This window comes from Hydrogenophaga taeniospiralis, from assembly GCF_020510445.1.
Lineage (GTDB): Bacteria > Pseudomonadota > Gammaproteobacteria > Burkholderiales > Burkholderiaceae_C > Hydrogenophaga.
In genome coordinates, this window is the sequence record NZ_JAHBAG010000001.1 from 4488082 (window position 1) to 4507882 (window position 19801).

A 19801-nucleotide genomic window follows, 5' to 3' on the forward strand; every position below is an offset into this window, starting at 1 on the left:
GCCAGACACTGTGGTTTTTTTGGAAAGAAAATGCCATGAACGCCCATTTGTTTAATCGCAGAACCCTGATCGTCGCCGCCGCTGCCGGCCTCCCGCTGTTGAACGCACAGGCCCAGGTGCTGGACCTCAACGACGCCATCAACAAGGCCGGCCGCCAGCGCATGCTGTCGCAGCGCATGGGCAAGGCCTGGCTGGCGCTGGTGCACAAGACCGAAAGCGGCAGCGCGCAGGCGGTGCTCGACAAGTCGATGGCCCTGTTCGACCGCCAGCTCGTCGAGCTCAAGGCCTACGCGCCCTCGCCCGACATCCGCGACACCTACGTGAAACTCGAAGCGGCCTGGAGCGACTACAAGACCGCGCTCATCGGCACCGCGCCGGGCAAGCCGGGCGCGGGCGCCGTGCTGCAGGCCGATGCGCGGGTGCTGGCGCTGGCGCACCAGGGCACGGTGCAATACGAAGCGGCATCGGGACGCCCGGTGGGCAAGCTGGTCAACGTGGCCGGGCGCCAGCGCATGCTCTCGCAGCGCATGGCCAAGTTCTACTTCGCCGCCACGCTGCCCGTGGACGCGGCCACCGCCACGGCCGAAATCGGCAAGGCGCGCACCGAGTTCCTGAGCGCCATGGAACTGCTGCGCAACGCCCCCGAGGCCACCGACCGCATCCGCGCGGAACTGCAGCTGGCCGATGGCCAGTGGTTCTTTTTCGACCAGGCGCTGCAGCGCATGCAGACCGCGGGCGCCGCCGCCAAACCCCTGTCCGACGTGTTCGTGACGAGTGAAAACCTGCTCAGCGTGATGGACCGGGTGACCGGTCTGTACGCCGCCATCAAAACCTGAGGACTGGAAGCATCATGAGTGAATGGAAGCCCATCTGTCGCGTCGACGACATCCCCGTGCTGGGTTCGCGCCGCGTGGCGCGCGAGCAAGGCCTGGACGTGGCGGTGTTCCGCAACGACCAGAACGAGGTGTTCGCCCTGCTCGACCGCTGCCCGCACAAGGGCGGCCCGCTCTCGCAGGGCATCGTGTTCGGTACCAGCGTGGCCTGCCCGCTGCACAACTGGACCATCGGCCTGTGCACCGGCCAGGCCGCCGCGCCCGACGAGGGCTGCACACCGAAGTTCGCGGTGAAGGTGGAAGACGGCCAGGTGTTCCTGGACGCGAACGAGCTGGCCACCCAGGCCACCGATCTGACCCGCCCCATCGCCGGCCCGGCACGACGCACCACCTGCGCATGACCATGAGCACGTCCATCACCCGCTCCACCTGCCCGTATTGCGGCGTCGGCTGCGGCGTGCTCATCGAAAGCCAGGGTCACCAGATCACCGGTGTGCGCGGCGACCCGGACCACCCGGCCAATTTCGGCAAGCTCTGCACCAAGGGCACCACGCTGCACCTGACGGCCACGCCAACCATCGCCCGGCAAACCCGGTTGCTGCAGCCCATGCAGCGCCTGGCCCGCGGGACCGCACCCACGCCCGTCAGCTGGGACGCGGCGCTGGATCTGGCGACCGAGCGCTTCGCCCACACCATCGCGAAACACGGCCCCGACGCCGTGGGCTTCTACATCAGCGGCCAGCTGCTGACCGAGGACTACTACGTCTTCAACAAGCTGGCCAAGGGCCTGATCGGCACCAACAACGTGGACACCAACTCGCGCCTGTGCATGAGCAGCGCAGTGGCGGGCTACAAGCTCACGCTGGGCGCCGACGCGCCGCCCGCCTGCTACGACGACGTGAACCACGCCGACTGCCTGTTCATCGTGGGCAGCAACGCCGCCTTTGCCCACCCGGTGCTGTTCCGCCGCATCGAGGAAGCGAAGAAGAACCACCCCGGCATGCGGGTGATTGTGGCCGACCCACGCCGCACCGACACCGCCGATCTGGCCGACCTGTTCCTGCCGCTGCAACCGGGCAGCGACGTGATGCTGTTCCACGGCCTGCTGCACATCATGCTGTGGGAGGGCTGGATCGACCCCGCCTACATCGCCGCGCACACCACCGGCTTCGACGCGCTGCGGGCGCTGGTGCGCGAATGCACGCCCGAGCACGTGGCGCAGGTCTGCGGCCTGAACAAGGAAGACCTGTTCACCGCCGCCAAATGGTTCGCCACCTCGCCGGCCACGCTCAGCCTGTACTGCCAGGGCCTGAACCAGAGCAGCAGCGGCACCGCGAAAAACGCCACGCTCATCAACCTGCACCTGGCCACGGGCCAGATCGGCAAACCCGGCGCCGGCCCCTTCAGCCTGACCGGCCAGCCCAACGCCATGGGCGGGCGCGAAGTGGGCGGCCTGGCCAACCTGCTGAGCGCCCACCGCGACCTCGCCAACCCCGAGCACCGCGCCGAAGTGGCCGCGCTCTGGGGGGTGGCCGACGTGCCTTCGAAGCCGGGCAAGACCGCGGTGGAAATGTTCCAGGCCGCGGCCGACGGGGAGATCAAGGCGCTGTGGATTGCGTGCACCAACCCGGCGCAGTCCATGCCCGACCAGGCCACCGTGCGCCAGGCGCTCAAGCGCGCCGAGTTCGTCGTGGTGCAAGAGGCCTACGCCACCGCCACCACCTGCGACTGGGCCGACCTGCTGCTGCCCGCCACCACCTGGGGCGAAAAGGAAGGCACCGTCACCAACAGCGAGCGCCGCATCAGCCGCGTGCGCGCCGCCGTGCCCGCGCCCGGCGAGGCCCGGCACGACTGGCGCATCGTGGTGGACTTCGCGCAGCGGCTGGAAAAAGCCCTCCCCGTTCGGACCGAATCCAACACCGTTCGAGCAAACGGGGTCAGAGCAAATGGGGTCAGATCCGAATTCCGGACAGAAACCTCCGAGGCAGTCAACAACGCCGATCGAAATTCGGCTCTGACCCCGATTGCGGAGCAGCCGGAGAAAAATGCTGCACCAACCAACACGCTCTTCCCCTACCAAACCCCCGAACAGATCTGGCTCGAACACCGCGAGTCCACCCGCGGCCGCGACCTTGACATCACCGGTCTCTCCTACGAAACGCTGGAGAGCGAAGGCCCGCAGCAATGGCCGATGCGCGAAGGCGAGACCACGGGCCAGACCCGGTTGTACGAAGACGGCCACTTCCCCACCCCCGACGGCAAGGCCCGCTTCGCCGCCCTGCCCTGGCAGCCGCTGGCCGAGCCGCGCGAATCGCGCTACCCGTTCTCGCTCAGCACCGGGCGCCTGCGCGACCAGTGGCACGGCATGACGCGCACCGGCACGCTCGGCCGCCTGTTTGGCCACGTGCCCGAGCCGGTGGTGCAGCTGCACCCGCAGGACATCGAACGCCGCGGCCTGAAAGACGGCGATCTGGTGCACGTGACCAGCAAGCGCGGCTCCATCCTGGTGCCGCTGCAGGCCAGCCGCGACATCGGTCTGTCGCAGGCCTTCATCGCCATGCACTGGGGGCCGGAGTACCTGAGCGGGCGCAGCAGCACGGGCGAGCCGCTGGCCGGCGTCAACGCGCTCACAACCTCGGCCTATTGCCCCACCTCGAAACAGCCCGAGCTCAAGCACGCGGCGGTCAAGATCCTCAAGGCCGAACTGCCCTGGAACCTGCTGGCCATGGCCTGGCTGCCCGCCGACCGCGCGCTGGCGGTGCAGGCCGAGCTGCGCGCGCTCATGCCCTCGTTCCCCTTCGCCTCCTGCGTGCCCTTCGGCCGCGACCGCGCCGGCGTGCTGCTGCGTGCCAGCGCGCACGACGCGCCCGACACCGCCCTGATCGAGCGCATCGAAACCCTGCTGGGGCTGAACACCGCCGACACGCTGCGTTACGTGGACAAACGCCTGGGCCAGCGGCGCACCGCGCGGCTGCTGCGCGAGGGCGGGTCCACACAGCTCGAAGCCTTCGTGCTGGCGGGCGACACCCGCGCCGAGGTCTGGATCAAACCCCTGCTCGCGGACGAGCTGCCCGCCGAGGGCTATGGCCGGCTGCTGCTGATGCCCGGCGCCAAAGCCCCGGTCGCCATCGTGGCCAGAAGCCGCCAGGTCTGCACCTGCTTCAACGTCAGCGAAGATGACATCGGCACCCACCTGCGGGCCTGCGATGGCAACGACGACCAGCGCCTGGCCGCGCTGCAGGGTGGGCTGAAGTGCGGCACCAACTGCGGCTCGTGCATCCCCGAGCTGCGCCGCTTGGTGCGTGCGACGCCCCACGGGCTGCAGGCCGCCTGACCCGCGGCCGGCGGCCACTTTCCATATAACGCCAAGTCATCAAGATTCCCGGACAATCGCGCACCATGGGTATCAGCCATTACATCAAGGTCATCGGTCGCGGCAAGGACGGCGCCCGCGCGATCACGCGCGAGCAGGCCACCGACCTGCTGGGCCAGGTGCTCGACGGCAGCGTGACCGACCTGGAAATCGGCGGTTTCTGCCTGGCCATGCGCATCAAGGGTGAAACCCCCGAAGAAATGGCGGGCTTCCTCGACGCGGCCCACGCCCGCTTGCGGCGCGTGCCCGACAACGGCCTCACCACCGTGGTGCTGCCCAGCTACAACGGTGCGCGCAAGCTGCCGGTGCTCACGCCCTTGCTCGGCCTGCTGCTGGCGCGCCACGGCGTGCCGGTGCTGGTGCACGGAACGGCCACCGAAGACAAGCGCGTGTTCGCCTCCAGCGTGTTCGCCGAACTGGGCATCACGCCCTCGCCCGGCGTGTCCTCGCTCGCCGCGGGCGAAATCGCTTTTGCGCCCACCGAGGTGCTGAGCCCGGGCCTCAAGCGCCTGCTCGACGTGCGCCGCGCGGTGGGCCTGCGCAACCCGGCGCACAGCCTGGTCAAGCTCATGAACCCCTGCGCCGGCCGCGCCTTCATCGTCAGCAGCTACACGCACCCCGAATACGCGCTCTCCATGGCCGCCACTTTCGCCCTGACCGGCGCGCACGCCATGCTGCTGCGCGGCACCGAGGGCGAACCGGTGGCCGACGCGCGGCGCACCCCGAAGATGGCGGTGTTTCGCGATGGCGCCACCCACACCGTGCAGCCCGCGCAGGAAGGGCCGCTGGTCAGCCTGCCCGAGCTGCCGACCACGGTCGACATCGACGGCACCGCGCGCTACATCCGCGCCGTGCTCGACGGCGAACTGCCCGTGCCCACCCCCATCGCCCTGCAGGTGGAACACATCTTGCGAGAAATGCAGCGCCAGCCCGCGCTGGAGACCACGCTCGCTCAGGAGGTCACCACACCATGAATATGCCCGCCACCGTCAACGTTTCTTCCGCCACCCAGTTCAACCCGGGCACCGTCACCCTCGTCGGCGCCGGCCCGGGCGACCCGGAACTGCTCACCATCAAGGCCGCGCGCGCCATCGCCGCGGCCACCGTGCTGCTGGTGGACGACCTCGTGAGCGACGGTGTGCTGGCCCACGCCTCGCCCCGCGCGCGCATCGTGCACGTGGGCAAACGCGGCGGTTGCAAGAGCACGCCGCAGGCCTTCATCGAAAAACTCATGCTCATGGCCGCGCGCGAAGGCGAGGTGGTGGTGCGCCTGAAGGGCGGCGACCCCTTCATCTTCGGGCGCGGTGGTGAAGAGGTGGAACACCTGCGCGCCGCCGGCATCGAGGTGCAGATCATCAACGGCATCACCGCCGGCTTGGCCGGCCTGACCTCGCTCGGCGCCCCGCTCACGCACCGCGATCATGCGCACGGCGTGGTCTTCATCACCGGCCACGCCAAGCCCGGCGACAGCGGCACCGACTGGCAGGCCCTGGCCGCCACCGCGCGCGACGCCAAGCTCACGCTGGTGATCTACATGGGCGTGTCCAGCGCCGAGCAGATCCAGGCCGATCTGCTCACCGGCCTGCCGGCCGACACACCGCTGGCCATCATCCAGCACGCCAGCCTGCCCCAGCAGCGCCACGCGATCACCACGCTGGGCGATCTGCGCGCCACCATCGCCCGCGAACAGTTGGGCAGCCCGGCCGTGATCGTGGTCGGTGACGTGGTGCGCGGCGTGGCCGCGATGGATCTGCCACAGCCGCTGTCACTGTCGCGCGCCGCCTGAGCGCCAGTGCGGGCAGCACCCGCCGCTCGGGCTGGGCCTGCCACTCCGTTCGGCCTGAGCCTGTCGAAGCAAGCCCTTCGACGGGCTCAACCGTTGGGCGCACCCGCCGCGCGCCATGCTGGTGCGCCGCACACCGCCCGGGCAGATGTAACCATGGCCCGGCGATTGCTTGGTGTCGGCCATGACACCCCTCGCCACCCGAAGCACCACCCCATCGCGCCAGGACACGCCGGACCACATCGCGGGCCTGTCGCTGGTCAACCTCGCCGCGCGCCAGCGCATGCTCTCGCAGCGCATGATCCTGCAGACCGTGCTCGCCGCCAGCGGTGACGCCGGGTGGCACCACGCCGCCCAGCGCAGCCTGCGCATGTTCACCGAGAGCCAGCAACACCTGCAGGCCACCACCGCGCAGCTCGATCCCGCCAGCGCCCGCAAGATCACCGAAACCTACCAGGGCCCGCGCGGGGTCGGCCCCGTGGTGCAGGCCTTCATGCAGCTCATGCGCAGCGCGCTCGACCAGATCGAGGCGCGCAGCCCGCGCGCGTCCGCCACCACCGCTGAGCTGGTCGGGCACACCGATCGCATCCTCGAAGCCCTCAACACCGCGACCACCGCGTTCGACGAAGTCGCCAAGGCGCACTCGGACGCCATGATGAAAGAACTGGTGGGCATCGTGGACGACATCCAGAGCGTGGCCAAGGAGGCCAAGGTGGTGAGCTTCAACGCACAGGTCATGGCCGCGCGGGCCGGGCAACATGGCCGCGAGTTCGCCGTGGTGGCCAACGTGCTGTCGGACATCACCAGCGAGATCGACCGGCTCACGCGCAAGGCGGCGGTGCTGGCCGAGCGCAGCAGAGGACGGTGAAGCACCCCCGCCGTGCTTCGCACGTCCCCCCTCAAGGGGGCGGCACCTGCGGCCCGGCGAAGCCGGTTCCGCGGTACCCCTGGGCTTGGTCACCTCGTTCGAGTCGAATCGCCCACCGGTCCGTGCGCCTACACTGCCCGCCATGCAAGATTTCGACGCCATCGTCATCGGCGCGGGTGCGGCCGGTCTTTTCTGTGCTGGTGTCGCGGGCCAGCGCGGCCTGCGTGTGCTGCTGCTCGACCACAGCGAGAAGGTGGCGGAGAAGATCCGCATCTCGGGCGGCGGCCGGGCCAACTTCACCAACCGCGACATCGATCCGCGCGCGCCGCACAAACACTTCCTGAGCGAGAACCCGAACTTCTGCCGCTCGGCGCTCTCTCGCTACACGCCGGCCGACTTCATCGCGCTGCTGCAGAAATACGGCATCGCCTTCCACGAGAAGCACAAGGGTCAGCTGTTCTGCGACCGCTCGGCCGAGGACCTGATCGCCCTGCTGCTGGCCGAGTGCGAGGCCGGCGGCGTGATGCGCTGGCAACCCTGCGGCGTCAAAGCCATCCGCGTGACCGGCGACGGCCGCTACGAACTCGATACCGAGCGCGGCACCGTGGCCAGCCGCGCGGTGGTGGTCGCCACCGGCGGCCTGTCCATCCCGAAGATCGGGGCCACCGATTTCGGCTACCGCGTCGCGAAGCAGTTCGGCCTGCGCAGCGTCGAACCCCGCCCTGGCCTCGTCCCACTCACCTTTGACGGTGAGGCTTGGGCGCCGTATGCGGGCCTGTCTGGCCTTTCGCTGTCGGTACTGATCGAGACCGGCGACAAGAAAAACCGGATCAGCTTCGCCGAAGACCTGCTGTTCACCCACCGCGGTCTCTCGGGCCCGGCGGTGCTGCAGATCTCCAGCTACTGGCGCGAGGGCACGCCGATCCGCCTCAACCTGGCGCCCGAAGTGGACCTGCCCGCGGCCCTGGCGCGCGCCAAGGCCACGTCCCGCAAGCTGATCGCCAACGAACTGGCCACGCTCGTGCCCAGCCGTCTGGCGGATGCCTGGGTGGCGCAAGACACCGATTGGCAACGCCCCATCAGCGAAGCGTCGGACAAGGCCCTGGCCCGGCTGGCCGAGCGCCTCTCGCGCTGGGAGCTCACGCCCACCGGCAGCGAGGGCTACCGCAAGGCCGAGGTCACGCTCGGCGGCGTGGACACGCGCGAGCTCTCGTCCCAGACCATGGAATCGAAACAGCCCGGCTTGTATTTCATCGGCGAGGTGGTGGACGTGACCGGCTGGCTCGGCGGCTACAACTTCCAGTGGGCCTGGGCCAGCGCCCACGCCTGCGCGATGGCCCTGCCCGGCGCCTGACCCCGGTTCTCTCAGTCATCCACGACGTCGCGCCAGCGCGCGGTGCCCAGCCAGTCGCGCAGGGCCAACGCGCCCGGCGGCGTGATGGTGAGCGCGCGCGTTCCCGTCCCCCGCAGCAGCCAGCCCCGCTCCAGGCAGTGGCGGCAGATCAGTGCACCCAGGTGGCCGGCCAGATGCATGCGGCGTTCGCTCCAGTCCAGGCACGGGCGGCAATGCGGCCGCCGCCCCTGGCCGCCGGCCAGCAGCGCCCCACCGGCGCCCAGCCCCAAACCGCGCAAGGCATCCCCCGCACGATCGGTCACGTGGCCCGCCGTGTCGTCGCCGTCGAACACCACCGCCCCCGACGCCAGCAAATGGCCGGCGATGGCCACGCCCAGACGACCGGCCAGGTGGTCGTAGCAGGTGCGCGCCATGCGCAGCGCGGCATCGCGCGGGCCGACGGCCAGGCGACGGGGCACCGCATCCCGAGGCGGCGCGGCGAGCTGCATCAGGCCTTCGAGCACCCGCGCCACCTCGGGCGATGCCAGCCGGTGGTAACGGTGCCGCCCCTGGTGCGCCACGTGCAGCAGCTGCGCCTCCACCAGCAGGCCCAGATGGCGACTGGCCGTGGCCGGCGTGATGCCGGCCACGTCGGCCAGTTCGCGGGCGGTGAGCGCACGCCCGTCCATCAAGGCCATCAGCATGGCGGTGCGTGCGGGCTCGCCGACCAGGGCGGCGACGTGCGCGATGCGGTTCGTTTGCATGGCCCGAGTGTGCGGCAAACCCGCGCTGCGACGCTTCGCTCCACAGCGAAGCATCCTGGTCGAGCCCCGCGACACCATGAGGTCCCATGTCGGACCCATCGCTTCCGATCCCTCGTCCCCACTGTGAAGGAGAACCCTCCATGACCATCACCTGCTTCATCCGCTACGAAATCGACCCCTTTCAGCGCGAGGCCTTCCGGGCCTACGCCGAAAACTGGGGCCGCATCATCCCCCGCTGCGGGGGCCACCTGCTGGGCTACTTTCTGCCCCACGAGGGCAGCAACGTCGAAGCTTGGGGCCTGATCGCCTTTGACAGCCTGGCCGCCTACGAGGCCTACCGCGCCCGCCTGCGCGCCGACCCCGAAGGCCAGGCCAACTTCGCCCTGGCGCAGCAGCAGCGTTTCATCCTGCGCGAAGAGCGCCGTTTCACCGAGGTCGTTGCGGGCACGTTCGAGCGCGCCGCCGGGCCGGTCGATACCGCGGAGGTGCCCGCATGATCGCCGTGATCTTCGAGCTGCAGCCGAACGACGGGCAGCGCCAGGCCTACCTGGACACCGCCGCCGCCCTGAGCCAGGAACTGCAGGGCATGGACGGTTTCATGGGTGTGGAGCGGTTTGAAAGCCTGCTCCACCCCGGCAAGCTGCTGTCGCTGTCGTTTTGGCGCGACGAAGAGGCCGTGCGGCGGTGGCGGGGTCTGGAACACCACCGCCAGGCCCAGGCGGCAGGGCGCGCGCAGCTGTTCGCGGACTACCGCCTGAGGGTGGCCGAGGTGCTGCGCGACTACGGTTTGCACGACCGGGCGCAGGCGCCCGTCGATTCAAGGAGCTTTCACGCCCCCGGTCTCTCCTCCGGCCACCGCATGGACAAATCCCGCGCTGACGGGGAGTTGCCTGCACGCCGCGAAGGGCTATAATCCAAGGCTTTGCTGGCAGACCCCCGTCGGCCAATACTAGTTAACAGGCGGGGGAACTTTGCAGAAACGACGCTCGGGCCCGATCTTCCCGGTCATCCTCTTTCTGTGCATTCTGGAATTTCTTCTTCAATGACGACCATCCGTGTAAAAGACAACGAGCCCTTTGACGTCGCTCTGCGTCGCTTCAAGCGCACCATCGAAAAGCTCGGCCTGCTGACCGACCTGCGCGCCCGCGAGTTCTACGAAAAGCCCACCGCCGAACGCAAGCGCAAGAAGGCCGCCGCCGTCAAGCGCCACTACAAGCGCGTGCGCTCCATGCAGTTGCCCAAGAAGCTGTACTGAAGTCGAGCCGCCGGTCTGCCCGGCAGCCGAAAAAGCCCGCTGGAGGACGCTCAGGCGGGCTTTTTTCATTCCAGCAACCCTCTCACCCCCACCCCAGGAGCCCCACCATGAGCCTCAAAGAACGCATCACCGAAGACATGAAAGCCGCCATGCGCGCCAAGGACAGCGAGCGCCTGGGCACCATCCGCCTGCTGACCGCGGCCATGAAGCAAAAGGAAGTGGACGAGCGCGTGGAGCTGGACGACACCATGGTCATCGCCATCGTCGACAAACTGATCAAGCAGCGCAAGGACAGCATCGAGGCCTTCACCAAGGCCGACCGCATGGACCTGGCCGACAAGGAGTCCGCCGAGATGAAGGTGCTGCAGGCCTACCTGCCGGCGCGCCTGTCGGCCGAGGAAGTGGCCACCGAGGTCAGGGCCATCGTCGAAGAACTCGGCGCAAAAGGTCCGGGCGACATGGGCAAGGTCATGGGTGCGGTGAAGACCCGCCTGGCCGGCAAGGCCGACATGGGCCAAGTGTCGGCGGCTGTCAAGGCCGCACTGGCGGGATAACGCCACAGCGCCCGCCCTGGTGGCGCTGCAAGCTGACGGATTGCTGACCTCCACCGCTCGACTCAGGGAAAACCGCGTTCCGCCGGCCACGCCGGTCTTCATAGACTCTGGGCACTTTCAAGAGGTGTCCCATGCAGCGACTGCGTTTGTTTGTTCCCCGGGCCATCGGAATGCTGGCCACCGTGATCGCATTGTCGACCGCTGCCCAGACACCGCCCACCGTCAAAGTCGGCGTCATCGGCCCCTTCAGTGGCCCTTCCTCGGATTTCGGCAACCCGATGCTGCACGGCATACAGCTGGCGGTGGACGAGATCAACGCCGTCGGCGGCTACCTGGGGCGCCCGCTGGAACTGGTGATCAAGGACGACCAGGGCAATCCGGATGTGGGACTGAAGGGCTCACAGGAACTCGTCAGCGCGGGCGTTGTGGCCACCATTGGCTTTTGCAACACCGGCGTGGCGGCCCTGTCGCTGGACGTGTTCCAGAGCAACCAGTCGCCTCTGATCATTCCCTGCTCGACCGGCACGCCGCTGACCACCAAGTTTCCCGCGCCCCAAAGCTACATCTTCCGCACCTCGGCGCGGGACTCGATTCAGGCGCCATTCGTGGTGGACGATCTGGTCAAACGCGGCTGGACCCAGGTCGCGATCTTTGCCGACACCACAGGCTATGGCGAGGCGGGCCTGAAGGACGTGGAAGCCGCACTGGCCGCCAAGGGCCTCAAAGCCGTGCACGTCGCGCGCTTTCCGCTCGGCGTGAAAGACCTGAAGGAGCCGTTGAAAGCGGCACAGGCCGCGGGTGCCAACGTGGTGTTCAGCTACACCGTGGGCCCGGAGAACGCGGCCATTGCCAATGGCCGGCGTGAGCTCAAGTGGGATGTGCCCCAGGTGGGCGCGTGGCCCCTGTCCTTCCCCTTCTTCATCGATGGCGCCAAACAGGCCGCCGAAGGCGCGTTGATGGCGCAGACCTTCATCGCGGAGCCCAGCAACGAGCGGCGAGCAGCGTTCCTGAGCGCGTATGCACGCAAGTACAAACACAAGATCGCCGTGCCGATGGCCGCGGCCCAGGCCTACGACAGCACCTACCTGCTGACCTACGCGCTGTTCGGCATCCGCAACGGCAAGTTCGGCGGCCCGGCCGTCAAGGCCGCGCTGGAGAACATTCCGCGCGTCTATTACGGCGTGGTGGCCACCTACGAACGCCCCTTCACGCTCGAAGACAAGGACGCCATCAGCCAGAACATGCTGGTCATGGGCAAGGTGCGCAACGGCGCCGTGACCTTTGCCTACCCCGAGGACGCCAAACGCAACCTGTTCGTGCAACGCAAGCAATAACGCACACCCGACCAAGCGATGCAACGGGGCTTTCCCACTAGAATTTGCCCTCCTTCACTTGCACCACACAGGGCCATGGCGTTCGGAAACCAGAATCACAGCTCCTTGCGAGCCTCCATCGTCCTTTTTCTGGCTGCGTGCAGCGCGCCAGCGTGGGCGGAAACGACCTACGCCTGCAAGACCGAAGGCGGCACGGCTTACCGATCGCGGCAGCCCTGTCCGAGACTGCCCACACCGGGCATGGTCTATTACGGTCCGGCCCGTGAGGCACCGAAACCGTATGAGCGCCCCGTGCAACGGATCGAACGGGCAGGTGAAGAACAGGCCTACATGAGCGCCCGATGCGTCACGATGCAGGACGGCATCCGCACCGCGCCCAACCGCGGCCTGAGCCACGAGACGGTGCGCGAGATGCAGCAGAACTTCGAGCGGGAGTGTTCAGACGAACGCTCGAAGGCCTATCGCCAACTGCGTCAGGATCAGCGCAGCAAGGAAAAGCAGGCCGAGGAACAACAGGAACTGGCCCAGCAGCGCCGGTTCGAATCCCAGGAAGCGGAAACCCGCTTTCGCAACCAGTGTGCGGAAATGCGCATGTCGATCCACCGTCGCAAACAACGCCCCAACCCGAGCGAAGGCGATCTGCGGGATCTGGCGCTGTTCGAAGAGCGCTACAGCGAGCGCTGCCTCTGAACCGGGCCTTCGCGCTCAGCTGCCCGCGACCTTCATGCGGTTGACCAGGATCGAACCCACGGTCTTGGCGCCGTAGTTGTAGGCGTCGGCGCCCACGGCTTCGATGCCTTGGAACATGTCCTTCAGATTGCCGGCGATGGTGATCTCGTGCACCGGGTAGGCGATGTCGCCGTTTTCCACCCAGTAACCCGAGGCGCCGCGTGAGTAGTCGCCGGTCACGTAGTTCACGCCCTGGCCCATGAGTTCGGTGACGAACAGGCCACGCCCGAGCTTTTTGAGCATGGCCTTGAGATCGTCACCGGGCTGGGTCAGGCGGCTGGTGAGCGTGAGGTTGTGCGAACCACCAGCGTTACCGGTGGTGCGCATGCCGAGCTTGCGCGCCGAGTAGGTGGAGAGGAAATAGCCCTGCACACGGCCCGCGCTGAGCACTTTGCGCTTCTGCGTGCGCACACCTTCGTCGTCAAAGGGTGAACTGCCTTTGCCGTTGCGCACGTGCGGGTCTTCCACGATGTCGAGGTGTTTGGCCAGTACCCGTTTGCCCAGGCTGTCGTTCAGGAACGTGGTCTTGCGGTAGAGCGCGCCGCCGCTGGTGGCCTGCACATAGGCCCCCAGCAGGCCCGCGGCCAGCGGCGACTCGAACAGCACCGGGCACTCGGTGGTGGCGATCTTGCGGCCATTCAGGCGCGCCAGTGCGCGCTCGGCGGCATAACGGCCGATGGCCTGCGGGCTGGCCAGGTCTTCGGGCGAGCGCATTGAGCTGTACCAGTGGTCGCGCTGCATGTTGGCGCCCTTGCCGGCGATGGGTGCCACCGACAGGCTGTGGCGCGAGCTGGCGTAGCCGCCGCTGAAGATGCCGGGTTTGCCGCGTTCGCCGCCGCGCATGTGGGCCGAGAAAAAGTGCGACTGCTGGGCCGAGACACCGGCGCCTTCGCTATTTCGGATCTGTTTGCTGGTGGCAAAGGCCGCGGCTTCACAGGCCAGGGCGATGCGCAGCGCCTCTTCGGAAGTGATGGACCAGGGGTGAAACAGGTCCAGATCGGGGTAGCTGTCGGCCACGTCCTGCGGGTCGGGCAGGCCGGCCACCGGGTCCTCGGCGGTGAAGCGGGCGATGTCGTAGGCAGCCTGCACCGTCTGGCGGATCGCGTCGGGGGAGAAGTCGGAGGTGGAGGCGTTGCCGCGCTTCTGTCCCAGGTAGATGGTCACGCCGAGCGACTTGTCGCGGTTGCGCTCCACGTTCTCCAGCTCGCCCTTGCGCACCGACACGCTCAGGCCCGCGCCCTCGGACACCTCGGCCGCCGCGTCGACCGCGCCCAGTTGCCGAGCGTGGCCCAGCGCCAGGTCCACCAGGTCTTCGAACTGGCCCCGCGCGTACTGGAAACCCGTCAACGGGGTCCGCCCGTTGGCCGCGGTGGCGGCGGCGGGGTTGGTTGCGGGGACTGGGGCCGGGGTATTGGGAGCTTTTTTCATGTGGACGGCTATGATACTTGCCGGTCCCCTTTTTGTTCTCTCACCCATCCCCTTTCCCGCAACGCCAGAGGCACGGCCGTCCTGGCCAGCGCGGATCCACCCTTCGTCAAGCCCAGGGCGGACCGCAGCTGGCGCCCTTTGAGGGGTGAGGCCGCAGGCGGTGCAGGGGATTCATACCAACATGTCCCGCAAACCCACCAAAGGCTATTTCGTCCGTGGCCAGTTCGTCGCCGAAGGCAGTGAACTGGACCTGGAGCTCAAACGCGAGCTCAAGGGCTCGGCCGACATGAGCAAGACGGACCTGAAAAAAGAGAGCGACCGGCTGCAGGCACTGGGCGAAAGCATGCTCACGCTCAGCGCCACGGTCATGGCCCGACTCGCGGACGCGCACAGCCTGTCGGACAAGCTGACCGACGCGCTGGCCGAGGCCAAACGCATCACCAACTTCGAAGGCCGGCGCCGCCAGATGCAGTTCATCGGCAAGCTGATGCGCAAGCTCGACGAAGACGCCATCGCCGCCATCGAGGCCGCGCTGGAAGAACAGCGCAAGCCCTCGGCGCAGGCCACGCTGGCCTTGCACCAGGCCGAACAATGGCGCGACAAGCTGATCGCCGACGACGACGCGCTCACGCGCTGGCTGCAGTTCGACGCCGGCGCCGACGTGCAGCAGCTGCGCGCGCTCATCCGCCAGGCGCGCAAGGACGCGCAGGCCCTGAAAGAACGCCCGGGTGAGGCCGCGCGCCACGCCAAGGCCTACCGGGAAATTTTCCAGATCGTCAAAGCCGTGCTCACGCAGAGCAGCGATGAAGCCGGCGGCGGCGAACCTCCCGCCGAAGACAGCGAACAGCCATGAACCCAACCTCCCCCACCAGCCCCCCAGCCGCCGCGCCGGTGCGCATCGGCATCGTGTCCATCAGCGACCGCGCGAGCAGCGGCGTCTATGAAGACAAGGGCCTGCCCGCGCTGCAGGACTGGCTCACGCGCGCGCTGAAAAACCCCATCACTTTCGAGCCGCGCCTGATCCCCGACGAGCAGGCCACGATCAGCGCCACGCTGATCGAGCTGGTGGACGCGGGTTGCGCCCTGGTACTCACCACCGGCGGCACCGGACCGGCCAAACGCGACGTGACCCCCGAAGCCACGCTGGCCGTGGCGCACAAGGAAATGCCCGGTTTTGGCGAGCAGATGCGCCAGATCAGCCTGGCCTTCGTGCCCACGGCCATCCTCTCGCGCCAGGTGGCCGTGATCCGCGACCAGAGCCTCATCATCAACCTGCCGGGCCAGCCCAAGGCCATCGCCGAAACGCTGGAAGGCCTGAAAAACGCCGACGGCAGCCAAAAGGTCAACGGCATCTTCACCGCTGTGCCTTATTGCATCGACCTGATCGAAGGGCCCTACCTGGAAACCAACGACGCGGTCTGCAAGGCCTGGCGGCCGAAACGGTAACCCCCCCTGCGCCGCTTCGCGGCTTCCCCCCGGTGGGGGGACGCACCTGGTGGCCCGGCTAAGCCGGTTCCACGGGTGCCCTTGATAAGACACTTCACTCGAATATCCCCCCATGAAAATCACCAAAGACACCATCGTCACCATCACCTTCCGCGCCACCGATGCGCAGGGCAAATTGCTGGAGGACGGCAAGGAGCCGCGGGCCTACTTGCATGGCGGCTACAACAACACCCTGCCCGGCATCGAGAAGGCGCTGGACGGCCAGGAAAAGGGTTTTTCGGCCCAGTTGGTGCTGCAGCCCGAAGACGCCTTCGGCGCGCGCGACGAGAGCCTGGTGCACAGCATTCCCAAAAGCGAATTCCCGCCCGGCGTGAAGGTGGGTGGCCAGTTGCAGGGCACCGACGACCAGGGCCGTGAGCAGGTTTTCACCGTCAAGAAGATCAAGGGCGACACGGTGCACCTGGACGGCAACCACCCGCTGGCCGGGCAGGTGCTGCGCTTTGCGGTGAAGGTGGTGGACGTGCAGGCCGCGTCGGCCGAAGAGGTCGCCCACGGCCACGCGCACGGTGCGCACGGCCATCACCACTGAGAGACCGAGCGCCGCCAGACTGGCCCTTTCCATCTTGCGCGCTGTCATCGATTTTCCCGACACCGCCCCCCAGGCCGTGTCGGGAGGCCGTTTGCGGGCCTGCTTCGACCAGCCCACCGAGGTCATCGAGGCCTGGTCTCTGGCCGAGGTGTTCGGCGCGATTGAACGGGTGCAGGCCCATGCGGATGCGGGCCGCTGGTGCGTGGGCGGTCTGGCCTACGAGGCCGCGCCGGCCTTTGACGCCTCGCTGCCCGTGCAGGCGCCCGATCCCGAATGGCCGCTGGTCTGGTTCGGGGTGTACGAGGCCCCGCTGACCACCCCCATCCTTTCATCGGACCGGCCCCGGGCGGCGCACTGGACCCTGCCCGAGTCGCGCGCGCACTACCTGGCCCAGGTGGAGCGCGCGCAGCGGGCCATGGCCGCGGGCGACTGCTACCAGATCAACCTGACCACGGCCCTGGTGGGCACGCTCAACGGCGAACCCTCGGCCTGGATGCATGCCCTGCGCGCGCGGCAACCCGATGGCTACCTGTTGTGGCTGGACGGAGGGCGCCGCCACGTGTTGAGCGCCTCGCCCGAGCTGTTTTTCGACTGGCAACCCGACGGGCAAGGCGGCCGCTTGCAGTGCCGCCCCATGAAGGGCACCGCCGGTCGGGAGGGCGACCCGGCCCTGGACGCCGCCGCCCGCGAGCGACTGCTGGCCAGCCCCAAGGAGCGCGCCGAGAACGTGATGATCGTGGACCTGCTGCGCAACGACCTGAACCGGATCGCGCGGCCGGGCTCGGTGCGGGTGGACCGGCTGATGGAGGCCGAGGCATGGCCTTCGGTCTGGCAGATGACCTCCAGCCTCTCGGCCCGGGCCCGTGGGGGCACCACGCTCACCGACGTGTTCCGCGCCCTCTTTCCCTGCGGCAGCATCACCGGCGCCCCCAAGCGGCGGGCCATGCACTGGATCACCCGGCTGGAGTCCGGGCCCCGCGGCTTCTACTGCGGTGCGCTGGGCGTGGTCCGCCCCGGTGGGCATGCCACCTTCAACGTGCCGATCCGCACCCTGACACTGCACCACGACCCGGTCACGCCCCCGACGTGGCAGGCCCGCTACGGCGTGGGCAGCGGGCTGACCGTCTACGCCGACCCCGCCTCCGAATGGGATGAACTGATGACCAAGAGCCACCTCCTGCACCGGGTGAGCGAACCCTTCTCGCTGCTGGAAACCCTGCGCCTGGAAGGCGGCGTCTACTGGCTGCTGGAGCGCCACCTGCAGCGCCTGCAGGACAGCGCCCGCCACTTCGGCTACCCCTGCGATCTGCCGGCGCTGCGCGAGCAGTTGTCCCGACTGGCCGGCGCAGGACACGCGCAGGGGCTGTGGCGCGTGCGCCTGACCCTGGACGCCCAGGGCGCGATCGAGCTGCAGGCCTTTCCCATGGCCGACACCGCCCAGCCGGTGCGCGTGGCGCTGGCGCCCGCGCCCCTGACCACGGGCGGCGCGTTGCAGGAGTTCATCCGCTACAAGACCACGCGGCGTGCGCACTACGACGTGCTGGCCCCCACCGACCCGGCGGTGTTCGACCACCTGCTGGTCAACGAGCGCGGCGAACTCACCGAGTTCACCCGGGGCAACGTGGCACTTCGGCTCGACGGCGTGTGGCTCACGCCCGCGCTCTCCAGTGGACTGCTGGCGGGCACCTACCGGGCCGCGTTGCTGGCCGAAGGCCGACTGGGCCAGGCGGTGCTCACCACCGGGGATCTGGCCCGTGCGCAGGGCCTGGCGTTCTACAACAGCCTCAGGGGCTGGCTGGACGCGGAGCTGGTGGCGCGTGCGGACGCGCCACCGCAGGCCGCCGCCGCGCCGGGCAGCAGGTGATTCACTTGCCCACCAGCTGATTCAGCTTCTCGGCCTCGAAGCACTCGCTGCGGGCCGCATCCGAAGGCACGCAGTCGCCGCTGGCCTTGTTGGCCGAGAGCTTCTCGATCGCCTGCCACAGCAGCGCGATCTGGTGTTCCTGCCCGGCGGCGCTGTCGATCAGGCCGCGCATCGCCTGCGACAGCGGGTCGTCTTCCTGCGTGATGCCATAGGCCTGGAACTTCGGATGGGCCTCGGTCACGTCGGCGCTCTCGCCCTGCTTGCTCGGGATGATGCGCGCCGGGATGCCCACCGCGGTGGCGCCCGGCGGTACCGGCTTGATCACCACCGCGTTGCTGCCGATCTTGGCGCCATCACCCACCACGAAACCGCCCAGCACCTTCGCGCCCGCACTGACCACCACGTCCTTGCCCAGTGTCGGGTGGCGTTTCGCGCCCTTGTAGAGCGAGGTGCCGCCCAGCGTCACGCCTTGGTAGATCGTGCAGCCGTCGCCGATCTCGGCCGTCTCGCCCACCACCGTGCCCATGGCGTGGTCGAAGAAAACGCGCTCCCCCAGAACGGCGCCCGGGTGGATCTCGATGCCGGTCAGCCAGCGTGCGATGTGCGAGGTGAAACGCCCCAGCCACTTGAACCCGTGCGTCCAGCACCAGTGCGCCGGGCGGTGCAGCCAGACGGCATGCAGGCCGGGGTAACAGGTGATGACCTCCCAGGTGCTGCGCGCCGCAGGATCGCGATCGAGGATGCACTGGATGTCGGAGTGGAGTCGGGCAAACATGCGCTCAGTCTATCGCTTTGCCTTCGCAGCGGTCTGCAACATGGCCTTGGCCACACCACGCAGGATGTGGATTTCTTCTTCGGTCGGTGCAGCCCGGTTGAAAAGCTGGTTCAGGCGCGGCATGAGCTTCTTGGGCGCCTCCGGATCCAGGAAGTCCACCGCCACCAGCGCCTGCTCCAGGTGCTGCAGCATGCCGGCCAGGGCCTTGGCGTCGGCCAGCGGGCGTTCGGGCGTGCTGGCGGGTGGCAGGGCATAACCGCCCAGCGCCTGGCGCCAGTCGTAGGCGATCAGCTGCACCGCCGCGGCCAGGTTGAGCGAGCCGAACTGCGGGTCGGTCGGAATGCTTAAGCAGGTGTGGCAGCGGTACACGTCCTCGTTGCGCATGCCAAAGCGCTCCGAACCGAACAGGAAAGCCACGCCCTGCGGCGCGGCACGGTCTGGTTCGTCGCCGGCGTGGCCCGCCGGCGCGGGGGCACCGTGGCCCAGCAGCGCGGCGAAGTGTTCGCGTGGGTGCCGCGTGGGCGGACCGAAGTCGCGCGGGGTCATGGCGGTGGCGCACAGATGGTCCATGCCGTCCAGCGCTTCGTCCAGCGTGTCCACGACGCGGGCCTTGTCCAGCACGTCGTTGGCACCACTGGCGCGCTGGATGGTTTCCTCGCGCCGCAACACGTTGGCCCAGCGCGGCGCCACCAGCACCAGGTCGTCAAAGCCCATGACTTTCATGGCGCGGGCGGTGCCACCCACATTGCCGGCGTGGCTGGTCTGGATCAGGATGAAACGCGTGTGCATGAGGTCCCCCCGCGCCGCTGTGCGTCACCCCCAGGAGGCCCACACCAGCAGCCCGGCAAAGCCTGTTCTGCGGTGTGTGCTGGG

At 68.3% G+C, this 19801-nt stretch carries 21 protein-coding genes; 17 read left to right on the forward strand and 4 right to left on the reverse strand.

The window, feature by feature from the left end; translation table 11 throughout:
• The first annotated feature begins 35 nt into the window (after positions 1 to 35).
• From KIH07_RS21465 to KIH07_RS21495, 7 genes are all read left to right on the forward strand, one after another.
• The gene (locus KIH07_RS21465; RefSeq protein WP_226493902.1) at positions 36 to 836 is read left to right on the forward strand and encodes a type IV pili methyl-accepting chemotaxis transducer N-terminal domain-containing protein; all 801 of its coding nucleotides are present in this window, start codon (positions 36 to 38) and stop codon (positions 834 to 836) included.
• Between the two features lie 14 nt (positions 837 to 850).
• A complete protein-coding gene (nirD, locus tag KIH07_RS21470; protein ID WP_226493903.1) occupies positions 851 to 1234 on the forward strand; it encodes a nitrite reductase small subunit NirD in 384 nt (127 codons plus the stop codon).
• A gap of 2 nt (positions 1235 to 1236) precedes the next feature.
• A complete protein-coding gene (locus KIH07_RS21475) occupies positions 1237 to 4167 on the forward strand; it encodes a nitrate reductase (protein WP_226493904.1) in 2931 nt (976 codons plus the stop codon).
• A gap of 65 nt (positions 4168 to 4232) precedes the next feature.
• Positions 4233 to 5180 (forward strand): DNA-binding protein YbiB, encoded by a 948-nt coding sequence (gene ybiB, locus KIH07_RS21480; RefSeq protein WP_226493905.1) that lies wholly within the window; start codon positions 4233 to 4235, stop codon positions 5178 to 5180.
• The gene (cobA, locus tag KIH07_RS21485) at positions 5177 to 5992 is read left to right on the forward strand and encodes a uroporphyrinogen-III C-methyltransferase (RefSeq protein ID WP_413465783.1); all 816 of its coding nucleotides are present in this window, start codon (positions 5177 to 5179) and stop codon (positions 5990 to 5992) included. Before ybiB ends, cobA begins: the two co-directional genes overlap by 4 nt.
• A 181-nt stretch (positions 5993 to 6173) precedes the next feature.
• Complete coding sequence (locus tag KIH07_RS21490; protein ID WP_226493906.1) at positions 6174 to 6857, forward strand: methyl-accepting chemotaxis protein; 684 nt, start codon at positions 6174 to 6176, stop codon at positions 6855 to 6857.
• A 142-nt stretch (positions 6858 to 6999) separates the two neighbouring features.
• Positions 7000 to 8211: an NAD(P)/FAD-dependent oxidoreductase gene (locus KIH07_RS21495; protein WP_226493907.1), complete on the forward strand. Its 1212-nt coding sequence runs from the start codon at positions 7000 to 7002 to the stop codon at positions 8209 to 8211.
• A gap of 11 nt (positions 8212 to 8222) precedes the next feature.
• On the opposite strand, the gene KIH07_RS21500 is transcribed toward KIH07_RS21495, so the two are convergent.
• On the reverse strand, positions 8223 to 8954 hold the full coding sequence (locus KIH07_RS21500; RefSeq protein ID WP_226493908.1) for an ArsR/SmtB family transcription factor: 732 nt from the start codon (positions 8952 to 8954) through the stop codon (positions 8223 to 8225).
• Between the two features lie 140 nt (positions 8955 to 9094).
• Here KIH07_RS21500 and KIH07_RS21505 point away from each other — a divergent pair, with 140 nt between their 5' ends.
• The 6 genes from KIH07_RS21505 to KIH07_RS21530 all read left to right on the forward strand — a co-directional run bounded on the left by KIH07_RS21505 (position 9095) and on the right by KIH07_RS21530 (position 12787).
• Positions 9095 to 9451: an NIPSNAP family protein gene (locus KIH07_RS21505; RefSeq protein WP_226493909.1), complete on the forward strand. Its 357-nt coding sequence runs from the start codon at positions 9095 to 9097 to the stop codon at positions 9449 to 9451.
• Positions 9448 to 9867 carry an antibiotic biosynthesis monooxygenase family protein gene (locus KIH07_RS21510; RefSeq protein WP_226493910.1) on the forward strand — a complete coding sequence of 140 codons (420 nt, stop codon included), beginning with the start codon at positions 9448 to 9450 and terminating at the stop codon, positions 9865 to 9867. The genes KIH07_RS21505 and KIH07_RS21510 overlap by 4 nt, the downstream gene beginning before the upstream one ends.
• Positions 9868 to 9996: 129 nt before the next feature.
• The gene (rpsU, locus tag KIH07_RS21515; RefSeq protein WP_056273869.1) at positions 9997 to 10209 is read left to right on the forward strand and encodes a 30S ribosomal protein S21; all 213 of its coding nucleotides are present in this window, start codon (positions 9997 to 9999) and stop codon (positions 10207 to 10209) included.
• 107 nt (positions 10210 to 10316) lie between these two features.
• Positions 10317 to 10763: a GatB/YqeY domain-containing protein gene (locus KIH07_RS21520; protein ID WP_226493911.1), complete on the forward strand. Its 447-nt coding sequence runs from the start codon at positions 10317 to 10319 to the stop codon at positions 10761 to 10763.
• Positions 10764 to 10933: 170 nt separating this feature from the next.
• A complete protein-coding gene (locus KIH07_RS21525; protein WP_226494789.1) occupies positions 10934 to 12097 on the forward strand; it encodes an ABC transporter substrate-binding protein in 1164 nt (387 codons plus the stop codon).
• A gap of 291 nt (positions 12098 to 12388) precedes the next feature.
• Positions 12389 to 12787 (forward strand): hypothetical protein, encoded by a 399-nt coding sequence (locus KIH07_RS21530; protein ID WP_226493912.1) that lies wholly within the window; start codon positions 12389 to 12391, stop codon positions 12785 to 12787.
• Between the two features lie 15 nt (positions 12788 to 12802).
• Here KIH07_RS21530 and pmbA read toward each other — a convergent pair whose 3' ends face one another.
• Positions 12803 to 14254 (reverse strand): metalloprotease PmbA, encoded by a 1452-nt coding sequence (gene pmbA, locus KIH07_RS21535; protein WP_226493913.1) that lies wholly within the window; start codon positions 14252 to 14254, stop codon positions 12803 to 12805.
• Positions 14255 to 14435: 181 nt separating this feature from the next.
• Here pmbA and yjgA point away from each other — a divergent pair, with 181 nt between their 5' ends.
• From yjgA to KIH07_RS21555, 4 genes are all read left to right on the forward strand, one after another.
• Complete coding sequence (gene yjgA, locus KIH07_RS21540; RefSeq protein WP_226493914.1) at positions 14436 to 15107, forward strand: ribosome biogenesis factor YjgA; 672 nt, start codon at positions 14436 to 14438, stop codon at positions 15105 to 15107.
• On the forward strand, positions 15104 to 15700 hold the full coding sequence (mog, locus tag KIH07_RS21545) for a molybdopterin adenylyltransferase (protein WP_226493915.1): 597 nt from the start codon (positions 15104 to 15106) through the stop codon (positions 15698 to 15700). Before yjgA ends, mog begins: the two co-directional genes overlap by 4 nt.
• A 112-nt stretch (positions 15701 to 15812) precedes the next feature.
• Positions 15813 to 16289 carry an FKBP-type peptidyl-prolyl cis-trans isomerase gene (locus tag KIH07_RS21550; RefSeq protein WP_226493916.1) on the forward strand — a complete coding sequence of 159 codons (477 nt, stop codon included), beginning with the start codon at positions 15813 to 15815 and terminating at the stop codon, positions 16287 to 16289.
• A gap of 34 nt (positions 16290 to 16323) precedes the next feature.
• Positions 16324 to 18153 (forward strand): chorismate-binding protein, encoded by a 1830-nt coding sequence (locus KIH07_RS21555; RefSeq protein WP_226493917.1) that lies wholly within the window; start codon positions 16324 to 16326, stop codon positions 18151 to 18153.
• A gap of 1 nt (position 18154) precedes the next feature.
• Here the strand turns inward: KIH07_RS21555 and cysE are convergent, their stop codons facing one another.
• Both cysE and KIH07_RS21565 read right to left on the reverse strand, forming a co-directional pair.
• Positions 18155 to 18928: a serine O-acetyltransferase gene (gene cysE, locus KIH07_RS21560; RefSeq protein ID WP_226493918.1), complete on the reverse strand. Its 774-nt coding sequence runs from the start codon at positions 18926 to 18928 to the stop codon at positions 18155 to 18157.
• A gap of 9 nt (positions 18929 to 18937) precedes the next feature.
• A complete protein-coding gene (locus KIH07_RS21565) occupies positions 18938 to 19717 on the reverse strand; it encodes an RNA methyltransferase (protein ID WP_226493919.1) in 780 nt (259 codons plus the stop codon).
• Positions 19718 to 19801 lie beyond the last annotated feature (84 nt).